The following is an 18,343-nucleotide window of genomic DNA, read 5'->3' as shown; positions in this document are numbered from 1 at the left end:
GCCTGCCTACGATCGGCGGGGCGGGTCTTCGTCGACCGTCCTTTGTGGACTCGGGAGGCGTCGTGCGCCGGATCGCCGTGCTCGCTGTGGTTTCCGTGGCCGCGGCCGTCGCCGTCTCCGCGCCGGGCGCCGCCGGGGCCGGGCGTTCGTGGTTCACGTCGTGGGCGCAGTCGCAGGACGGGCGGGCCGACGCTGCCGTCACCGACCGGTCGCTGCGGATGATCACGCACCTGAGCCAGGGCGGCGACGCCGTGCGCGTCCGGTTCCAGAACACCTTCGGCGCCGGGCCGCTGACCATCGGGCACGCCACCGCCGGGCCGAGCGCGGGCGGCGCCGCCGTCACCTTCTCGCGTGACCTGACCTTCGGCGGCCGCCGGGCCGTCACGATTCCCGCGGGTGGCGAGGTCTGGAGCGACCGGGCGCCGCTCGTCACGCGGCCGGACTCCGATCTCGCGGTGAGCATGGCGGTCGAGGGCACCGCCGTGCCCGGCCGCCACGGCGCGGCGCTGCGCGACAACTACCTCACCCCGCCGGGCTCGGGCGACCACACCGGCGAGGTCGCGGGTGCCGCTTTCCCGGCCACGGTGGGGTCCACGTACGTCGTCAGCGCCGTCGACGTGCACAACACCGCGCTGCAGGGCACGGTCGTCCCGTTCGGCAGCTCGGTCGTCGACGGCATCGGCAGCCCGCCCGGCGCGAACCGGCGGTGGACCGACGACCTGGCCCGGCGGCTCGTCGCCGCGTCCGCGCCGCTCGCCGTCGCCAACGCCGGCGTCTCCGGGACGACGAGCGCCTCGGCGTGCCCGGGGCTGCCGCCGCAGGTCGCGGGCCTGGACGCGGCGAGCAGGCTGGACCGGGACGTCCTGGCCCTGCACGGCGTCACGGCGGTCGTCTACTACTACGGCACCAACGACCTGGCGTACGGCTGCGACGCCGCGGCGATCCTCGACAGCTACCGCGCGGTGTTCGCGCGGCTGCGGGCCGCCGGGATCCCGGTGTACGTCGCGCCGATCACGCCCCGGCCGGGGTACGGCGACCAGGCGAACCTGGCCCGGCACGAGGTCGCGCTGTTCGTCCAGCGCTGGAACACCTGCGGCGGCACGTGTTCGGGCGTCGTCGACTTCGACGAGGTGCTCAAGGATCCGCTGAAGCCGAACAGCATCCGGCCGGCGTACGACACCGGCGACGGCATCCACGCCAACGCCGCGGGCCAGCAGGCGCTCGCAGACTTCGTTTCGCTGCCGATGCTCGCCCGATCCGGGCCGGAATTCCACACGATGAGGTGACTCGGCGAGTCGGACCGGCGGGCCTGTGCGTGCCGGTCAGCAAAGTACGTCCGGTGATGAACGAGTCGATGGACGACGCCGGGTGCTGCCTGCTGTCGGTGGCCTGGAACGTCGCCCCGCTGACCGAGGGACAGCCCGGTTCCCGGCGCGGTGACCTCCGGCGCACGGTGGTGGCCGTGTGCCGGACCGCGGGCCACGGCGCCCGCGACTGGGCCGCCCGGCACGGGGCGGGCACCGAAGCGGAGTACCGGCCGTTCCTGCAGCTCGCCGACGTCGGCTACGAGATCGCGACACTCCTGCTGCTGGTGGAGGACTTCCTGGTGCCGGACCTGGAACGGGAACACCGCCGCTGGGCGGAGATCGAGGAGCTGACCGGCCGGCTGACGGAACTCGCCGAGTGGACGGCGACCTTCCTCTTGTCAGGCGCTCCTTTGCGTCTGTGAGGTCGCGCCTGACAAGGAGGCCGGCCATGGGAACCGCGGTGATCGCCCCGTGGGAGCACGACATCCCGCTGGAACAGGTGCTGCGGAACCTCGCCCCGGTCTCGGCGGCGAGCGGCCAGGTGCAGGAGAACCTGGCCGCGTGGGTGGGCAAGGCCCGGGTACTGGGCGGCCCGTGGTCCCAGATCGGCGAGGCACTGGGCATGACCCCGCAGTCGGCCTGGGAGCGGTTCGCCTAGCGGTTGACGCCCACCCCGGCGTGCCGCGTTCCGCCTTTTGCCCGGCGCGCGTGAACCGGACGGCCCACCCGTGCCCCGGCAAACCGGTGATGTGCGCGGATGGGACGGAGATCCACGGTGTGCCGCTGGTGCGCTCCGTCGTCGCTGCGCTACTTTCCGCTGACATCGACGAACCACCCCGGAGGTGACGCGGCTTGATCGGGACCACAGGTCCGAACCAGTGCCGAGCGGAATACCGTGCGGGGGAACCCGGGTCGTGATCCGCGTCCTGCTGATCCTGTCCTGTCCGGGCCGCGTCGGCCGGCAGCTCGCCGGGGAAGCGGACATCGAGGTGCGGTACCGGACGCCGGAGACCTGGAGCGACGTCGTCGCCGCGCTCGAAGAGTTCGCGCCGTCGGTGGTGGTGCTCGACCGGGACGTGCTGGGCACGGACGGCGTCACCGTCGCCGGCGACCTGGCGCGCGCCGGCCGGCCGCCCGCCGTCGTGCTGCTGGCCGGTGCCTACCGCCCCGGTGACGTGGTGCTCGCCGCGAAGGCGGGGGTGCGCGGCTACGTCGTCGACAGCGCTGCCGACAGCGGTGGCGGCTCCCCGTGGCCCGCGGTCGTCCGCGCGGTCGCGGCGGGCGGGGGCTGGCTGGCCCCGGTCGCGGTCGGCGAGCTGCTCGACGAATTCCGCACCCGGGTGCCGTACCGGCCGCGGGAGCCGCCGAGGATCCCGCTGACCGACCGGGAACTGAGCGTGCTCCGGCTCGTCGCGCAGGGCTGCTCGAACCTCGAGGTGGCGGCGGAGCTCGGGCTGAGCCAGTCGACGGTCAAGACCCACGTGTCCCGCATGCTGGCCCGGCTGGACCTGCGCAGCCGCACCCAGCTGGCCGCCTTCGCCCGCGATCTCGGCATCGTCTGAAACGGGTGAAATTCGTTCTTTCGACCGATGCGGTCGCCGCGGCCGCCGCCATACGATGGTGCGCCGGTCGGTGCGGTCCCGCTTTCGCGGCCCCGGCCGTGGTGCCCGAAGTACTCGGTGAAGGCGCGACGACGCGGCTTCGGAGTCCGGAAGAATTCACTGAATGGAAACGGAGGTCGGTGTTGTCCAGGGAAGACGGCTCCGCGTCGGGATTGCCGCTCGCGCGTTACGAGCTCTTCCGTTCCTGTGACCCGAATCATGTGCGTGACGAAGTGAGCCGGGTTTGGGCACCGCACACCCTCCGGGTGCTCGGTGGCGATCCGCGGCTGAACGCGCGAATGCACTACGCGCGGTTGCGCGATTTGTCGGTCAGTGCTCTCACCTATGGCGGAACCGTGCGTTTCACGTCGAGGCCCGCCGAATCGTTCTTCACCGTGTTCGTCCCGCTGGCGGGCGAAGCCGAGGCGCGCTGCGGCGCCGAGCGGGTGGCGCTGAGCACCACGACCGCCGCGGTGCTCTCGCCGGGCGACCCGGTGGCGCTGCGCTGGCCGGGCGACTGCGCGCAGCTGGTCGTGCGGCTGGAGCGGACCGGGCTGGAGGCCCGGCTGAGCGACCTGCTCGGCGCGCCACTACGCAAGCCGCTGCGGTTCGCGCCCGCGATGGCCGTCGGCTCGGGCAACGGCCTGAGCTGGCTGCGCGGCCTGCGGATGCTGGTCACCGAGCTCGAGCGCCCGGGCTCGCTGCTCGAACGGCGGGCGGTCGCGGAGATGTTCGAGCGCACCCTGGTCACCGCGCTGCTGCTCGGGCAGCCCAGCAACTACACGAGGATGCTCGACGGCGAGGTGCCCGCCGCGCCGACCCGCGCGGTGAGCATCGCGCTGGAGTGGATCGACAACCACCCGAAGTGGCAGCACACGACCGCGAGCCTGGCGCGGGAGGCCGACGTCACCGAGCGGTCGCTGCAGCTGGGCTTCCGCAAGCACCTCAAGATGGGGCCGATGGAGTACCTGCGCGAGACCCGCCTCCGCGGGGTGCGCGACCAGCTGCGGGCGGCCCAGTCGGACGCCGTCACGGTGACCGAGATCGCGGCGGAATGGGGTTTCCTGCACGCGGGTCACTTCGCCGCGCGCTACCAGCAGCGGTTCGGGGAACGGCCGTCGCAAACGCTCCGGCGGTGAATTCACCCCGGTGAACCGGGTGTCGTCCGTGCAAACGGGTGACACCCGGTTTTTTTGTGCCCGCACCCGCGTCCGCCGGCGGGGGACAATTGTTCGCTTTTCGGATGTCGGCCGGCGTGCCGGTCGCGGAATCATGGGTTGCGGGCGGGAACCGGAGGGATTCTCTCCCAGCCGGAAATGAGCACAGTCCGAAGGAGGGAAAAGTGCCGCCGATGATCCGGGTGGAGAACCTGGTCAAACGGTTCGGGCGGACCACCGCGCTCGACCGGGTCGGGTTCGCCGTCGAGGCGGGCACGGTGGTCGGCGTGCTCGGGCCGAACGGCGCCGGGAAGACGACCATGGTCCGGGTGCTGGCCACGCTCCTGCGGCCGGACGAGGGCCTGGTCCGGGTCGGCGGGCTCGACGTGACGCGCGAACCGGCGCGGGTGCGCGCGCTGCTCGGGCTCACCGGCCAGTACGCGTCCGTCGACGGGGACCTGACGGGCACGGAAAACCTGGTGCTGTTCGGCCGCCTGCTGGGACTGTCCCGCCCCGCGGCGCGGGACCGGGCGGCGGACCTGCTCGAGCGCTTCGAGCTCGGGCCGGCCGCCGCCCGGCCCGCGTCGACGTATTCCGGCGGCCTGCGCCGCCGGCTCGACCTGGCCGCCAGCCTGGTCGGCGGGCCGCGGGTGCTGTGCCTCGACGAGCCGACCACCGGGCTGGACCCGCACGTGCGGCGGGAACTGTGGCAGGTGGTGCGGGAGCTGGTGGCCGACGGCGTCACCGTCCTGCTCACCACGCAGTACCTGGAGGAGGCCGACCGGCTCGCCGACCGCGTCACGGTGTTCGACGCCGGGCGGGTCGTGGCCGACGGCACCCCCGGCGAGCTCAAGCGCCGGGTCGGCGGCCGCACGGTGCAGGTCCGGCCGGCGTTGAGCCAGGACATGGACGCGACCGCCCGCGTCCTGGGCCGGGTGACGGGCACCACGCCGGCCCGCGACCCGGGCACCGGGCTGCTCACGGCCCCGGCGGCCGACCCGATGGTGCTGTCCACTGTGGTCCGGAAGCTGGACCAGGCCGGGCTGGCGGTGGCCGAGCTGGGCTTGCGGCTGCCGAGCCTGGACGAGGTGTTCCTGGCGCTGACCGGAAAGCCGGCCGCGCCGGAAGTCCCGGCGGCGCGCGAAGGGAGTGCGGGATGACCGGGTGGGTGGCGGCCGCCGGACGGTCGCGGCGTGCGGGCGGGCCGCGGGTTTCCCCCGGCCCGGGGCGGAGTTCCCGATGAGCGGCCGGGTCGCACCCGCGGAAGCCGTGCGGCACGGGCTGATCCTGGCCGGCCGGGGCGTGCGCAAGATCCGCCGCAACCCCGAGCACCTGGTCGACGTGACCGTGCAGCCGCTGCTGTTCCTGGTCATGTTCGGCTACCTGTTCGGCGGCGCGATCGCCGGCAGCCCGGACGCGTACCTGCAGGATCTGGTGCCGGGGCTGATGGTGCCGAGCGTGCTGATGGCCACCCTGTCGGCCGGGGTCGGGCTGAACAGCGACGCGGGCAGCGGTGTGTTCGACCGGTTCCGCAGCATGCCGATCGCCCGCTCGGCGCCGCTGACCGGGGTGGTGCTGGCCGGCGCGGTGCGCTACGTCGTGGCGATCGCCGTGCTGCTCGCGGCGGGCACCGCCCTCGGCTACCGCGTGCGGACCGGACCGCTCGAAGTCCTGGCCGCGGCGGCGATCCTGGTGACCGCCGGGCTGTGCTTCTGCTGGATCACCGTGTTCCTCGGCATGGTGCTGCGCGACCGCGACGCGGTGCAGGGCACGGCCGTCGCGCTGTTCATGCCGCTGGTGTTCGCGAGCAACGTCTTCGTGCCCGCCGCGACCATGCCGGGCTGGCTGCGGGCCTGGTCCGGCGTCAACCCGGTCAGCCTGCTCGCCGACGTCGTGCGGGGCCTGCTGGGCGGCGGTCCGGTCGCGGGCCCGCTCACCGGCGCGCTGGCCTGGTCCGCCGGCGTGCTGCTCGTGTTCTTCCCCCTGGCGATCCGCGCCTACCACCGGCGCGTCGGATGACGGAGAGGTGAAACCGGCCATGGGCTCTGCCGAGCCGACCGTGGAAGTGACCTTGAAAGGAGCACCCGACGGCATGCCCGAAACCGTGCTCGTCCGCCGCGCCGCGCTGGCCGCGGACCGGTTGAAGATCCCGTACATGGCGGGCTACGAGCACTTCATCCCCTTGGAAAGCCTCAGCGGAGTACCGGAAGACGGCGCCGTCTTCGTCTGGTGCGACCGGACGAAATTCGCGGAATAGAGAAGGGCGCCCATGAACACCGCCATCCTCGGGACCGGTTCCTACCTGCCGGAGACCGTCCTCACCAGCGCCGAACTCGGCCGCCGGCTCGGCCTCGGCGAACAGTGGATCTTCGACAAGACCCGTATCGCCGAACGCCGGGTCGCGGCGCCGGACGAGGCGACGTCCGACCTGGCCACCCGGGCCGCCGAACACGCCTTGCGCGCGGCGAACCTCGCCGCCACCGACATCGACCTGCTGATCGTCGCCACCTCGACGCCCGACCAGCCGATCCCGGCCACCGCCTGCGCGGTCCAGGCCAACCTCGGCGCGATGCGCGCGGCGGCCTTCGACGTCGACTCGGTGTGCAGCGGGTTCGTCTACGCCCTGGTCACCGCGCACGCGCTGCTCGAAGCGGATCCCTTGCCGCGCAACGCCCTCGTCATCGGCGCGGACACGTACTCGCGCATCCTGAACTACGAGGACCGGCGCACCTGCGTGCTCTTCGGCGACGGGGCGGGTGCCGTCGTGCTCGGCAAGCGCGGCGGCGGCCGCGGGCTGCTTTCGAGCGCGCTGGGCTCGGACGGGCGGACAGCCGACTTCGTGACCGTGCCCGGGGGCGGCAGCCGCCGCCCGGCGAGCGCGGCGACGCTCGCCGCGGGCGAGCACTACTTCGCCATGCGCGGCAGGCAGGTCCGCGACCTCGCCGCCCGGGTGCTGCCCGACCTCGTCGTCGACGTCGCGAAGGCGGCGGAGCTCGAGGTGTCGGAGATCGACCTCATCGTGCCGCACCAGGCGAACGGCCGGATGCTGGAGGAGCTCGCCGGCACCCTCGACCTGCGGCCGGAGCAGATGCACCTGACCGTCGAGCGCTACGGCAACACCGGCGCGGCCTCGGTCCCGATCACCCTCGACGACGCCGTCCGCTCCGGGCGGCTGTTCGACGACGACGTCGTCCTGCTCGTGGCCTTCGGCGGCGGCATGAGCTGGGGCGGGGCCACCCTGCGGTGGACCCGGCCGCGCAAGCCCGCGGAGGCCCGGTGAACCGGCCCCCGGCGCGGGTGCCGCGCTCGCGCCCGCCGCGCCACGACGTCGAGTTCCGCGGCGACGTCCGGATCCCGTCCAGCGAGCCGGGGCTCACCCTCGGCGCCGACCTCTACCTGCCGAAGACGGCCCACCGCGTGCCGGTGCTGGTGACCCTCCACACCGGACGCAAGGACGGCCTCGGCGGCATCGCGGCGAGCCGCTACCTGCGGTACTTCGCCGAACGCGGCTACGCGGTGCTCTACGTGGACTGCTTCGGCATCGGGACGTCCGAGGGAACGCCGCGGCCGCTGCTGAGCCCGGGCGAGGTCGCCGACGGCGTGTCGGTGGTCGAGTGGGCCGCCGCGCAGCCGTGGTGCACCGGCCGCGTCGGGATGTGGGGCCTGTCCCACGGCGGGATGACGACGCTCGCCGTCGCGGCTGAGCGCCCGCCCGCGCTGAAGGCGATCTTCCCGGTGATGGGCTGGACCGACGTCGAACGCGACCTGGTGCACCCGGCCGGGTTGCGCGGCGGGATCGGGATGTTCGGGCACCTGAGCCTCTACCACATCTTCTGCGCGCTGCTGCCCCCGCTGCGCGACGGCGACCGCGAGAACTACGAAAGCGTGTGGAAGGAACGGCTGGAGAAGTTCGAGCCGTGGTTCGCCGACGCGTGGGAGCACCCGCCGGGGCACGAGGTGTGGGCGGAGCGCCGGATCGACGCGCGGCGGATCACCGTGCCGTCGTTGTGCGTCGCGGGCTGGCGTGACCTGTTCTGCGACGGGATGATCGCCGCGTACCAGCAGATCCGGGCGCCCAAGCAGCTGATCGCCGGGCCGTGGCTGCACACGTTCCCCGACGTGGCCGCGGTCGAGCCGTTCCCGTCGGCCGTGCTCGCCTGCGCGTGGTGGGACCGGTGGCTGCACGGCCGGGCACCGCGGGCGGGCACCCGCGAACGGACCGCGACGTTCTTCGTCCAGGGCACGGGGTCCCGGTGGGTGCGGGCCGCGCAGTGGCCGCCGGAGAAGAAGGCCGACCACGTCTTCGTCGCGTCCCGCTCGGGGCACCTCTACCGGTCCGCGCCGGGCGGCCGTCCCTCGGCGGCCGCCACGGTCACCGGCCGGGGCGACCCGACCGTGGGCGCGCTGAGCGGCCTCACCAAGCACCCGACCGACCGGTTCGGCTACCCGCTGGACCAGCACGACGACGACGCCCGGACGCTCGCGTTCACCAGCGCGCCGCTGCCGGAGCCGCTGCTGATCGCCGGCCGCCCGGCCGTGCGGCTGCTGCTCGGTCCCGGCACCACCGCGACCCGGTGCGTGCTCAAGGTGACCGACGTCGACGAACAGGACCGCTCGCTGCTCATCGCGTCCGGCACGGTGAACCTGGCCCGGCGCGAAGACGTCGTGCTGGTGCAGCTGGACCCGACGTGCTACCAGGTCGCCACGGGCCACCGCGTGCGGCTGGTCGTGGCCGAATCCGACATCCCCCGGCTGTGGCCCGCCGGCGAGCCGGGGCTGCTGGGCGTCCGCGTGATCCGCGGACCCGGCGACTACGTCGGCCTTGCCGCCGAAGAGTACGAGGGCCACCAGGCCACGACGCTGAGCCTGCCCGCCGCCGACTCCGACGCGCTCACCGACGTGGTGGTCCCGGCGCCGGCCCGGCGCGGTCCGGCCGGCCCCGGCCACGACCGCTGGGAGATCGCCCGCGACCACCTCCGCCCGGCGGTCCGGCTGACCGTGGAGAAGCGGGACCGGATCCGGGTTCCCGGCCACGACCGGGACTTCCTCGCGATGACCACGCAGGTGGACCTCGGCGTGCCCGAGCACCACCCGGCGGGCACGCGGATGACGGCGACGGGGGAGAAGACCGCCGAAACACCGGACGGCGACCGGGTCGTCGTCCGGGCCGGCATCGACATGGGTTCGGCGGACGCCGCCGTCACGGCCGAGGTGCTCGTCAACGGCACGCAGTTCTTCACGCGGGAGTGGAAATGGACCTGACCGGGCTCGAACGTCCGCTGAACTACCTGGAGCTGGCCCACCTCGACCGGGTGGTGATCATGGCCGCGGAGTACGAGGGCGAGCTGGACGCCGGCGTCCTGACCCGCGCGTTCCGGCACCTGTGCTTCGTGCACCCGGCGCTGCGGGGCCGGATCCGCGGGACCTCGCCGGAGGCCGTGCTGGCGGTGGACCCCGAGCACCAGCCGGACGTGATCGTCCTGGCGGACGGCCCGGACGCGCTCGCGCGGATCACCGCGCTGCCGTGGGACGCCACGGCCGGGGTCGCCGATCTCGTGCTCGTCCAGGGGGACGGGCACGGGTACGTCGCCCTGCGTACCGACCACTCGATCACCGACGCGAACGCGTGGCTCGGCACCTTCCGGGAGCTGCTGCGGGTGTTCACGGCGTTCGCGTCGGGGGACGAGCCGGTGAGCGAGCCGGAAACGGCGCTGCCCGCGCCGCCGGCGGCGCTCTTCCACGAGCGGCTGGGCCTGATCCCGTACGACCGGCGGCTGTTCCACTCCGCGGTCCCGCCCGAGCCGACGGCTCCGGCGGCGGGCCTGCTCAGCGGCTACCTGCGGCTTTCGGTGGAGGAGACGCAGTGGCTCAAGCGGGCGGCGCGCCGGTACGAGACGACGGTGCACGGCCTGGTCGCCGGCGCGATCCTGCTCGCCCAGCGCGTGCTGGCGGGCGGCCGGGAGGCCGTGCCGATGTACTGCGTGTCGCCGGTGGACTTCCGGCGCCGGGTCGACCCGCCGGTGGGCGAGCTGGAGACGACCAACTTCATGATGTCCTACGTGGCCGAGACCGGCGTGTCGCCGCGGCTGAGCCCGGTCCTCGTGGGCCGCGAGGTGAAGGCCCGGATGGACGAGGTCCTCGCCGGCCCCGAAGGCGTCCGGGGAGCGGAGCCGATGGAGGACACCCTGGGCCGCAACCTGTCCTACGCGCTGATCAGCAACCTCGGCGTGGTGGCGGAGTTCCCGGCACCGTCCGGGCTGGAGTTCACCGAGCTGCACATCCTCAACACCGTCGGCGACACGTTCTTCCCCGGCTACTACGTCTCGACCTACCGCGACCGGCTGACGGTGCTGCACATCTTCACCGACCGCTTCTTCACCCGCGGCGACGTCGACCGGATCGTCCGGGAGCTCCACGAGCAGCTGCTGATCATCGGCGCTTCGGCTTAGCACGGCGGTCGCCATGCGCCCCAATGTGGCCTTCGGTGCGTTGAACGCACCCAATGTGGCCTTCGGTGCGTTGAGCGCACCCAATGTGGCCTTCGGTGCGTTGGACGCACCCAATGTGGCCTTCGGTGCGTTGGACGCAACCAAGGCCACGTTGGGGCGCTTGTGCCGCGCAACGACCAGGGAGGAATCGTGAAAGTCCTGCTGCTGACCCACGGCAGCCGCGGCGACGTCCAGCCGTTCGCCGCGCTGGCCGCCGGGTTGACCGGAGCCGGGCACGAGGTGGTGCTGGCCGCGCCGGCGTCGTCGGCCGCGGTCGCCGAGCCGTTCTGCGCGCGGGTGTTCCCGCTCGACGACGGGACGAACAAGCTCGTCGCCGACCGGGCGGCCTGGGAGGCGGTCGAGCGCAACTTCCGCGGCCTGCGCGGGAAACGGCTCGGGCTGCGGCTGCTGCGCCGCAACCGCGTGGCGATGGAGCGGGTGTTCGGCGACCTCGCGGCGCTCGCCAGGGCGACGGCCGACGCCGGCGGCGTCGACCTCGTCGTGCACCAGGTCAACGTCCCCGGCCACGCGATCGCCGAGGTGCTCGGCGTCCCGGCGGTCCCGGTGTGCCTGCAGCCGTTCTGGGTGCCGACGCCGTCGTTTCCCGACCCGCTGTTCCCGTATCCGCTGCCGGCCGCGCTCAACCGGGCGTCGTACGCGTCGACCAGGACGTTCGTCCGCGCCCTGACCGGAAGTCCGGCGCGGTTCCGCCGCGAGGGGCTCGGCCTGCCGCGCCGCCGCCACGCCCACGACCCGCTCCGGCGCCCCGACGGCGGCAGGGCGCCGGTGCTGCAGGCGTTCAGCAGGCACGTGCTGCCGCCGCGGGCCTGGTACCCGGAACCGGTGCACACGCCCGGGTTCTTCTTCCTGCCCCCGGCCCCGTGGACACCGCCGGCGGACCTGGCGGGTTTCCTCGCGGCCGGGGAGCCGCCGGTCTACCTGGGGTTCGGCAGCATGGTCGGCAGCGACCCGGCCCGCACGGGCCAGGTGGTGGCGGCCGCCCTCCGCGCGACAGGCGTCCGCGCGATCGTCGCGCTGGGCCGGGGCGGCATCCGACCGGAGGGCTTGGGGCACAACGTGTTCTGCCTGACGGAGGCCCCGCACGACTGGCTCTTCCCCCGGATGGCGGCGGTGGTCCACCACGGCGGAGCGGGCACGACGGCCGCGGCCCTGGCGGCGGGCCGGCCGCAGGTGGTCTGCCCGTTCATGTTCGACCAGCCGTTCTTCGGACGGCGGCTGTTCGCGTTGGGCGTGGCCCCGCCGCCCCAGCCGTTGCGCGAACTGACGGCGGAGGGGTTGGCCCGGGCGATCGGCGCGGCCGTCGAGGGAACTCTCCCCGCCCGGGCGAGGGAGCTGGGTGAACTGATCCGGGCGGAGGACGGGGTCGGGCACGCGGTCAAGGTCCTGGAAGCGCTCGGGTAGGCACCTGCTCGGCGACCCGGCCACCGCGCAGCACCACCACCCGGTGGCAGAAGAACCGCACCACGTCGATGTCGTGCGAAATGAACAGATAACTCAACCCCAGCTGCTGCTGCAGGTCCAGCAGCAGGTTCAGGACCTGCGCCTGCACCGACAGGTCGAGCGCGCTGGTCGGCTCGTCGCAGACCACCAGCTCCGGCTCCGGCACCAGCGCGCGGGCGATGGCGATCCGCTGCAGCTGCCCGCCGGAGAACGCGCCGGGGTAGCGGGTCGCCGCGGCCGGGGACAGCCCGACCCGGTCCAGCACCTCGGCGACCCGCCGCTCGGCCGCCCGGCGGGACAGGCGCCCGACCACGCGCAGGGGCTCGGCCAGCGTGCTGCCGACCGTGCGGGACGGGTTCAGCGAGCCGTGCGGGTCCTGGAACACGATCTGCAGGTGCCTGCTCAGCTCGCGCCGCCGGGTGCCGGCGATGTCCTCGCCGCGGAAGAGGATCCGGCCGCCCGACGGCCGGACCAGCCCGACGATCGCGTGCCCGATCGTCGACTTCCCCGAGCCGGACGCGCCGAGCAGCCCGAGCGTCTCGCCGCGCCGGACGGCGAGGCTCACGCCGTCCACCACCGGGTGGTGCGGGCGGTAGCCGACGCGCAGGTCCTGGAGCTCAAGCAGAGGCACGTTCCCCTCCTGGTGACAGCTTCGCGTGGTGGAGGCACCGGGTGCGGTGCCCGGCGGCGGGTTCGGCGACCGGGACCGGCGCGGCCGTGCAGTCCGCCGTCGCGAGGGTGCAGCGCGGGGCGAAGTGACAGCCTCGCGGCCAGTGCGCCGGGTCCGGCACCGTCCCGGGGATCGCCGTCAGCCGCGTGCCCGGCCGCGCCCGGCTCGGCATCGCGCCGAGCAGGCCCTCGGTGTACGGGTGCCGCGGCCGCGTCAGCAGGTCCTCGACCGGGCCGGACTCCACGATGTGGCCGGCGTACATCACGTAGGCCCGTTGGCAGAACGAAGAAACCACCGACCAGTCGTGCGTGATGAGCAGGATCGCCATCCCCCGCTCGGCCCGCAGCCGGCCGAGCAGGCCCAGCACTTCCGCCTGGATCGCGGCGTCCAGCGCGGTCGTCGGCTCGTCGGCGACGAGCAGGCTCGGCTCCCCGGCCAGCGCCATCGCGATCGCGACGCGCTGGGCCATGCCGCCGGACAGCTCGTGCGGGTAGCGGTGGGCGACCGACGGCGGCAGGTTCACGTCGTGCAGCAGGCCCAGGGTGCGCTCGCGCACCGCCGCCCGCGATCCGCCGTGGCGCAGCCGGACCAGCTCGCCGAGCTGGTTCGCCACGGTGAACACCGGGTCGAGCGCCGCCACCGGGTCCTGCGAGATCAGCGCGATCCGCGTGCCGCGCAGGGCGCGCGGCCCGGCCGGAGCCAGATCCACGCCGTCGAAGCGGAAGCTCCCGGCGGTGACCGCGCCGCCCGCCGGGAGCAGGTCGAGCAGGGCGCGTCCGGTGACCGACTTGCCGCAGCCGGACTCGCCGACCAGCGCGACCGTCTCGCCGTGGCCGATGTCCAGGCTCAGGTCCTCCACCACGATCCGCCCGCCGGGCAAGGTGATCTCGACGTCCCGCAGGGAAAGCAGCGCCGTGGCAGGCTCGTCGCACGGGGTCAGCGACCGCGTGACCGCCTCGTGCGGCGCTTCGGTGTGACCGGCGGTCGCGTCCCGGACGACGTCGCCGAGCAGGCCGAACGCCAGGATCGCCAGGCCGAGCACGACTCCCGGCGGGACCAGCAGCCACGGCTGCCGGTCGATCACCGCGGCGGCCTGCGCGATCATGTCGCCCCACGTCGGGTCCGGGGGCTGGGCGCCGAACCCGAGGTAGCTGAGCCCGGCGTCGATGAGCAGCGCGCCGCCGGCCAGCAGCGACACCTGGACGATGACCGGGCCGGCGATCCGCGGCAGGACGTGCGCCGCCACGATCCGGCGGTGCGGCAGCCCGCACACCCGCGCGGCGGCGACGTAGAGCTCCTTGCGCACCGCCAAGGTGGCGCCGCGGACCACCCGCGCGAGGCCCGGCGAAACGAGCACGCCGAGCGCGATCATCACGATCGTCTGGTGCTCGCCCACCACGGCCAGCACCACCAGCAGCGTCATCAGGACCGGGATCGCCAGCAGCACGTCGACGACCCAGGTGAACACCCGGTCGAACCAGCCGTCGAGGTAGCCGGCGACGACGCCGCTGGTGACGCCCACCGCGAGCACGGTGGCGACGACGATCGCCGCGTGCAGCAGGCTGATCTGCCCGCCGTACATCAGCCGGGTCAGCACGTCCCGGCCGAGCGCGTCGGTGCCGAGCGGGTGCGCGGGACCGGGCCCGGCGAGCACCCGGTCCAGGTCCGTCGCGACCGGGCTGTAGGGCGCGAGGACCGGCGCGAGCACCGAGCCGGCGACCAGCACGACGAGGTACCCGAGTGGCGCCCACGCGAGCGGGCGGCGGAACGCGGCGAGCCACCGTCGCCCGGGGTGGACGCGCCGGGCGACGAACTCCTCGATGCCGGCGGTCACCGGACCCGCGCCTTCGGGTTGAGCCAGCCGTAGGCCAGGTCCACCACGAGGTTGACCACGACGACGATCACCGTGAACACCACCACCACGCCTTGGATCATCCGGATGTCGTGCAGGGAGGTGGCCTGGACGGCGAGCCCGCCCAGACCGGGCATGGCGAAGACCGACTCGACGAACACCGTGCCGCTCAGCAGCCCGATGAACGTCAGCCCCACCAGGGTGACCACCGGGATCGCCGCGTTGCGCAGCGCGTGGCGCAGCACCACCGACGTCTCGGGGACGCCGTGGGCCCGCAGCGCCGTCACGTAGTCGCGGGACAGCGCCGCCAGCATCGCGTCCCGGGTCTGCTTGGCGAACACGGCGATCCCGGGCAGCGCCAGCGTCGCGACCGGCAGCACCAGGCTGCGCGCCCACCCCGCGGGCGACGCGCCCAGTGCCACGTACCCGGTGGCGGGCAGCAGCTGGACGGTGACGGCGAAGAGCGTCACCATCGTGAGCGCGAACCAGAAGCTGGGCAAGGCGTAGCCGATCAGCGAAAGGACGTCGACGACCCGGCCGATCCGGCCGCCGTGGACGGCGCTGACCACGCCGAGCGCGACCCCGACGAACGCGGTCACCACCGTGGCGCAGCCGATCAGCGACAGCGTGACCGGCAGCCGGCCGGTGATCTCGTCCGCGACCGAAAGCCCGCTGATCGGCGACGTGCCGAGGTCGCCCCGCAGCGCGTCCCGCAGCCACTGCCCGTACTGCGTCAGCAGGGGCTGGTCGAGGCCGAGCTGGTGGCGCAGCTGCTCGTGGGCCTGGACGCTGTAGTTCTGCCCGAGGATGGCGCGGGCGAGGTCGCCGGGGGCGGCGGACTGCAGCAGGAAGGCCGCCAGCGAGACGACGAACACGAGCGCCACCGACACGGCGAGGCGGTGCGCGATCAACCGGAGCACGGCGGCCCGTCCTTCCCGTCGTGGCACTGGGTGGTGACGAGTTGCCGGTACCACCGGTAGGACGCCTTCGGCGTGCGGGCGAGCGTCGCGTAGTCGACGTGCACGAGCCCGAAGCGCGGGCGGTAGCCGTGGTCCCACTCGAGGTTGTCCAGCAGCGACCAGACGTGGTAGCCGCGGATGTCCGAGCCCGCGTCGAGGGCGGCGCGGACCTGGCGCAGGCAGGTGCGCAGGTAGGAGATGCGCCGCAGGTCCTGCACCGAGCCGGTGGCGTCGGGCTCGTCGACGCCCGCGTAGCCGTTCTCGGTGATCTCGAGCGGGGGCAGGTCCGGGTAGTTCTCCCGCAGCCAGGTCAGGAGCCCGCCGAAGTCCTCCGGCACCACCGGCCAGCCGAGCAGGTTCGTGTCCGCGCCCGGGACCGGCACCCGGGTGTAGCCGAACACGCCGGCCGCCGACGCGGCGATCCGGGCCGGCGCGTACCAGTTGACGCCGACGAAATCGAGCGGGGCCGCGATGAGCCGGCGGTCGGCGTCGCCGGCCTCGATCACCGGCGTGCCGTCGAGGTGCGGGTAATCCCCGCGCAGCAGGGGATCCAGGAACAGCCGGTCCTCGTAGACCTCCGCACGCGCGGCGGCGGTCAGGTCCTGGGGCCGGTCGGACGCCGGAGTCACGCCGGCCAGGTTGAGGCTGATCCCGACCTGGGCCCCGGGCACGTGGGCCCGCAGCCGGGGGACGGCGAGGCCGTGGGCGAGCAGCTGGTGGTGGGCGACCCGCAGGCCGTGGTCCCGCCGCGACGGCCGGGGCGGGCCGCTCATCTCCGCGTGCATCACCGAAAGCGGCTCGTTGAGCGTGAGCCAGCGCCGGACGCGGTCGCCGAAGCGGACCGCGAGTCCTTCGGCGTAGTCGGCGAACCGGGCCGCGGTGTCGCGGACGGCCCACCCGCCGGCGTCCTCGACCGGCTGCGGGTGGTCCCAGTGGTAGACCGTGAGCAGCGGCTCGATGTTCCGCGCCAGCAGGCCGTCGAGCAGCCGGTCGTAGAAGGCCAGCCCGCGGCCGTTCCAGCGGCCACGCCCGGTGGGCTGGACCCGCGGCCAGGACACGGAGAACCGGTAGCTGCCGATGCCGAGCCCGGCCATCAGGTCGAGGTCCTCGCCCAGCCGGTGGTAGTGGTCGCAGGCGACGTCGCCGGTGGCACCCCCGGCCAGCCCGCCCGGGCGGTGGGCACGGGTGTCCCAGCTGGACGGTCCCTTGCCGTCGGCGTTCCAGGCGCCTTCGATCTGGAACGCGGCCGTGGCGACGCCCCACCGGAACCCCGGTGGGAACAGCAGGTCCGGGTCGGTCATCCCCGGCCCGCCGGGTGCCAGGAGGCGACGCTCGGGAACGGCTGCCCGGGCACCGGGTCCACGCCCACGGTGTCGCGGTAGAACAGCAGGCCCGGGCTCAGGCACACCGGCAGGAACCAGCCCAGTTCGACGACGCGCCGGATGATCTGCCGGTCGAGCGCGGGGCGGGCGGCGTCGTCGGCCGCGGCGGCGCGCCGGTCGAGGCTTTCCAGCTCGGGATCGCTGCTGCGGAACGGGTTCATCCCGATCGCGTCCTTCAGCCAGAGCCCGCGGCCCATGAAGTACGCGGGCAGCACACCCCAGCCCATGCTGGAGGCGGGGAACCGGGTGAGCTCGGTGTTGGCGGACGCGGGGTCCTTGGCCGTGATCCGCAGGGTGACGCCGACCTGCTGCAGGTCCGACGCGATCGCCTGGGCCAGGTCGCCGGGGAAGGCGGGGGTCGACGGGATGACCACCGGCAGCGCGAACCCGCCGGCGTGCCCGGCCGCGGTCAGCAGCTGCCGCGCCTTGCCGGGATCGTGGGTGTAGAAGGGTTGTTCGAGGTAGCCGTCCTCACCGGGCGCCGAGGGCTGGTCGACGGGGATGCCGTACTCGCCGAGCAGGGCGCCGGTGATCTTGGCCCGGTCGACGGCGAAGTTCAGCGCCTGCCGCACCCGCACGTCGGCCAGTGGCGGACACAGGGTGCCCTCCCGGTCGTTGAGCTGCAGGCCCATCACGATCGCCGGGCTGGACGCGATCTCGAACCCCGCGGCCTTCGCGCCGCCGGCGATGGCGTAGCTGCCGGCGACGACGTCGACCTGGCCCGTCTTGAGCGCGGCGAGGGCGGTGTTCTCGTTGGGCAGCACCTTGACGGTGATCTTGTCGTAGAACCGGCCGGCCGCGTTCCAGTACCTCGGGTTGGGGCCGTAGGTGTAGTGGTCTCCGGTGACGGTCTCGCCGGGCAGCAGGACGTAGGGCCCGGCGCCCGCGGTGCCGGTCGCGAGCCCGGCCGGGGAGGCCGTCCCGGCCGGGCTGATCACGTCGCCGGCGAGGAAGTCCTGGGTGAACAGCGACGGCAGCAGCGGGTGCGGCTGGTTCAGCGTCAGCCGCAGCACGAGTGGTCCCTGGACGGTCATCGTCGCGATCGGGGCGAGGAAGGCGGCCGCCTGCCCCGCGGCCCGGCGGAAGTGCTCGATGCTCGCCTTGAGCCCTTCGGCGGTCAGCGGGCTGCCGTCGCTGAAGGTCACGCCCTCGCGCAGGGTGATTTCGAAGGCGGTGTTGCCGGTGCCCAGGTAGCGCCACGCCGTGGCGAGCCGCGGCTGGTAGCTGCCGTCGGCCGCCCGGTAGATGAGCGGGTCGTAGGCGGGTTGCAGGAAGAACTGCGACTCCCCGCCCGCTTTCGCCGGGTCGAGGCTGGTCGGTGGCCAGTACTGGCCGATGCGCAGCGTGCGGTCCGCGGCCGGGGCGCCGGACGGCCCGCCGCACGCGGCGGCGGCCAGACCGGCGGCGAACAGCAGGCCGCCGACGGTGAAGTCGCGGCGGGAAAGGACGGCTGGGGAGGACATGGG

Annotated in this window: 17 protein-coding genes; 12 read left to right on the top strand and 5 right to left on the bottom strand. The window is 73.8% G+C overall.

The window, feature by feature from the left end; all coding sequences use genetic code 11:
* Window positions 1-62: 62 nt before the first annotated feature.
* The 12 genes from I4Q55_RS39035 to I4Q55_RS38980 all read left to right on the top strand — a co-directional run bounded on the left by I4Q55_RS39035 (window position 63) and on the right by I4Q55_RS38980 (window position 11,975).
* Entirely contained in the window at window positions 63-1,286 is a 1,224-nt protein-coding gene (locus I4Q55_RS39035; RefSeq protein WP_307793434.1) for a GDSL-type esterase/lipase family protein, read from the top strand.
* 56 nt (window positions 1,287-1,342) lie between these two features.
* Window positions 1,343-1,729: a hypothetical protein gene (locus tag I4Q55_RS39030; protein WP_206795492.1), complete on the top strand. Its 387-nt coding sequence runs from the start codon at window positions 1,343-1,345 to the stop codon at window positions 1,727-1,729.
* Window positions 1,730-1,755: 26 nt separating this feature from the next.
* Complete coding sequence (locus I4Q55_RS39025; RefSeq protein WP_242547519.1) at window positions 1,756-1,965, top strand: hypothetical protein; 210 nt, start codon at window positions 1,756-1,758, stop codon at window positions 1,963-1,965.
* A 256-nt stretch (window positions 1,966-2,221) separates the two neighbouring features.
* Window positions 2,222-2,869: a response regulator transcription factor gene (locus tag I4Q55_RS50800; protein ID WP_206795491.1), complete on the top strand. Its 648-nt coding sequence runs from the start codon at window positions 2,222-2,224 to the stop codon at window positions 2,867-2,869.
* A 5-nt stretch (window positions 2,870-2,874) separates the two neighbouring features.
* Window positions 2,875-4,047: an AraC family transcriptional regulator gene (locus I4Q55_RS39015; protein ID WP_307793433.1), complete on the top strand. Its 1,173-nt coding sequence runs from the start codon at window positions 2,875-2,877 to the stop codon at window positions 4,045-4,047.
* Between the two features lie 212 nt (window positions 4,048-4,259).
* Window positions 4,260-5,225, top strand: a complete 966-nt coding sequence (locus I4Q55_RS39010) for an ATP-binding cassette domain-containing protein (protein ID WP_206795525.1) — start codon at window positions 4,260-4,262, stop codon at window positions 5,223-5,225.
* A 79-nt stretch (window positions 5,226-5,304) separates the two neighbouring features.
* Window positions 5,305-6,084 (top strand): ABC transporter permease, encoded by a 780-nt coding sequence (locus I4Q55_RS39005; protein ID WP_206795488.1) that lies wholly within the window; start codon window positions 5,305-5,307, stop codon window positions 6,082-6,084.
* A 19-nt stretch (window positions 6,085-6,103) separates the two neighbouring features.
* Entirely contained in the window at window positions 6,104-6,322 is a 219-nt protein-coding gene (locus I4Q55_RS39000; RefSeq protein WP_277992060.1) for a DUF5988 family protein, read from the top strand.
* Window positions 6,323-6,334: 12 nt separating this feature from the next.
* Entirely contained in the window at window positions 6,335-7,345 is a 1,011-nt protein-coding gene (locus tag I4Q55_RS38995) for a 3-oxoacyl-ACP synthase III family protein (RefSeq protein ID WP_206795486.1), read from the top strand.
* Window positions 7,342-9,327: a CocE/NonD family hydrolase gene (locus I4Q55_RS38990; RefSeq protein ID WP_206795485.1), complete on the top strand. Its 1,986-nt coding sequence runs from the start codon at window positions 7,342-7,344 to the stop codon at window positions 9,325-9,327. The genes I4Q55_RS38995 and I4Q55_RS38990 overlap by 4 nt, the downstream gene beginning before the upstream one ends.
* On the top strand, window positions 9,318-10,514 hold the full coding sequence (locus I4Q55_RS38985; protein WP_206795484.1) for a hypothetical protein: 1,197 nt from the start codon (window positions 9,318-9,320) through the stop codon (window positions 10,512-10,514). The genes I4Q55_RS38990 and I4Q55_RS38985 overlap by 10 nt, the downstream gene beginning before the upstream one ends.
* Window positions 10,515-10,703: 189 nt before the next feature.
* Window positions 10,704-11,975: a glycosyltransferase gene (locus I4Q55_RS38980; protein WP_206795483.1), complete on the top strand. Its 1,272-nt coding sequence runs from the start codon at window positions 10,704-10,706 to the stop codon at window positions 11,973-11,975.
* Here the strand turns inward: I4Q55_RS38980 and I4Q55_RS38975 are convergent.
* Genes I4Q55_RS38975 through I4Q55_RS38955 form a run of 5 tightly spaced genes read right to left on the bottom strand, consistent with a single transcriptional unit; the run spans window position 11,950 to window position 18,340 of the window.
* On the bottom strand, window positions 11,950-12,645 hold the full coding sequence (locus I4Q55_RS38975; RefSeq protein ID WP_206795482.1) for an ABC transporter ATP-binding protein: 696 nt from the start codon (window positions 12,643-12,645) through the stop codon (window positions 11,950-11,952). The genes I4Q55_RS38980 and I4Q55_RS38975 overlap by 26 nt on opposite strands.
* Entirely contained in the window at window positions 12,632-14,518 is a 1,887-nt protein-coding gene (locus tag I4Q55_RS38970) for a dipeptide/oligopeptide/nickel ABC transporter permease/ATP-binding protein (RefSeq protein ID WP_206795481.1), read from the bottom strand. The genes I4Q55_RS38975 and I4Q55_RS38970 overlap by 14 nt, the downstream gene beginning before the upstream one ends.
* The gene (locus I4Q55_RS38965) at window positions 14,515-15,456 is read right to left on the bottom strand and encodes an ABC transporter permease (RefSeq protein WP_206795480.1); all 942 of its coding nucleotides are present in this window, start codon (window positions 15,454-15,456) and stop codon (window positions 14,515-14,517) included. Before I4Q55_RS38965 ends, I4Q55_RS38970 begins: the two co-directional genes overlap by 4 nt.
* Window positions 15,444-16,796, bottom strand: coding sequence for a GH1 family beta-glucosidase (locus tag I4Q55_RS38960; protein ID WP_206795479.1), 1,353 nt, complete (start codon window positions 16,794-16,796; stop codon window positions 15,444-15,446). Before I4Q55_RS38960 ends, I4Q55_RS38965 begins: the two co-directional genes overlap by 13 nt.
* Window positions 16,793-18,340: an ABC transporter substrate-binding protein gene (locus I4Q55_RS38955; protein WP_206795478.1), complete on the bottom strand. Its 1,548-nt coding sequence runs from the start codon at window positions 18,338-18,340 to the stop codon at window positions 16,793-16,795. Before I4Q55_RS38955 ends, I4Q55_RS38960 begins: the two co-directional genes overlap by 4 nt.
* Between the last annotated feature and the right edge of the window lie 3 nt (window positions 18,341-18,343).

Origin of the sequence: Amycolatopsis sp. MtRt-6, from assembly GCF_017308975.1 — a bacterium.
In the GTDB taxonomy this organism is placed as follows: domain Bacteria; phylum Actinomycetota; class Actinomycetes; order Mycobacteriales; family Pseudonocardiaceae; genus Amycolatopsis.
The sequence above is the reverse complement of the archived record's forward strand: the minus strand, read 5'-3'. Positions and strand labels throughout refer to the sequence as shown.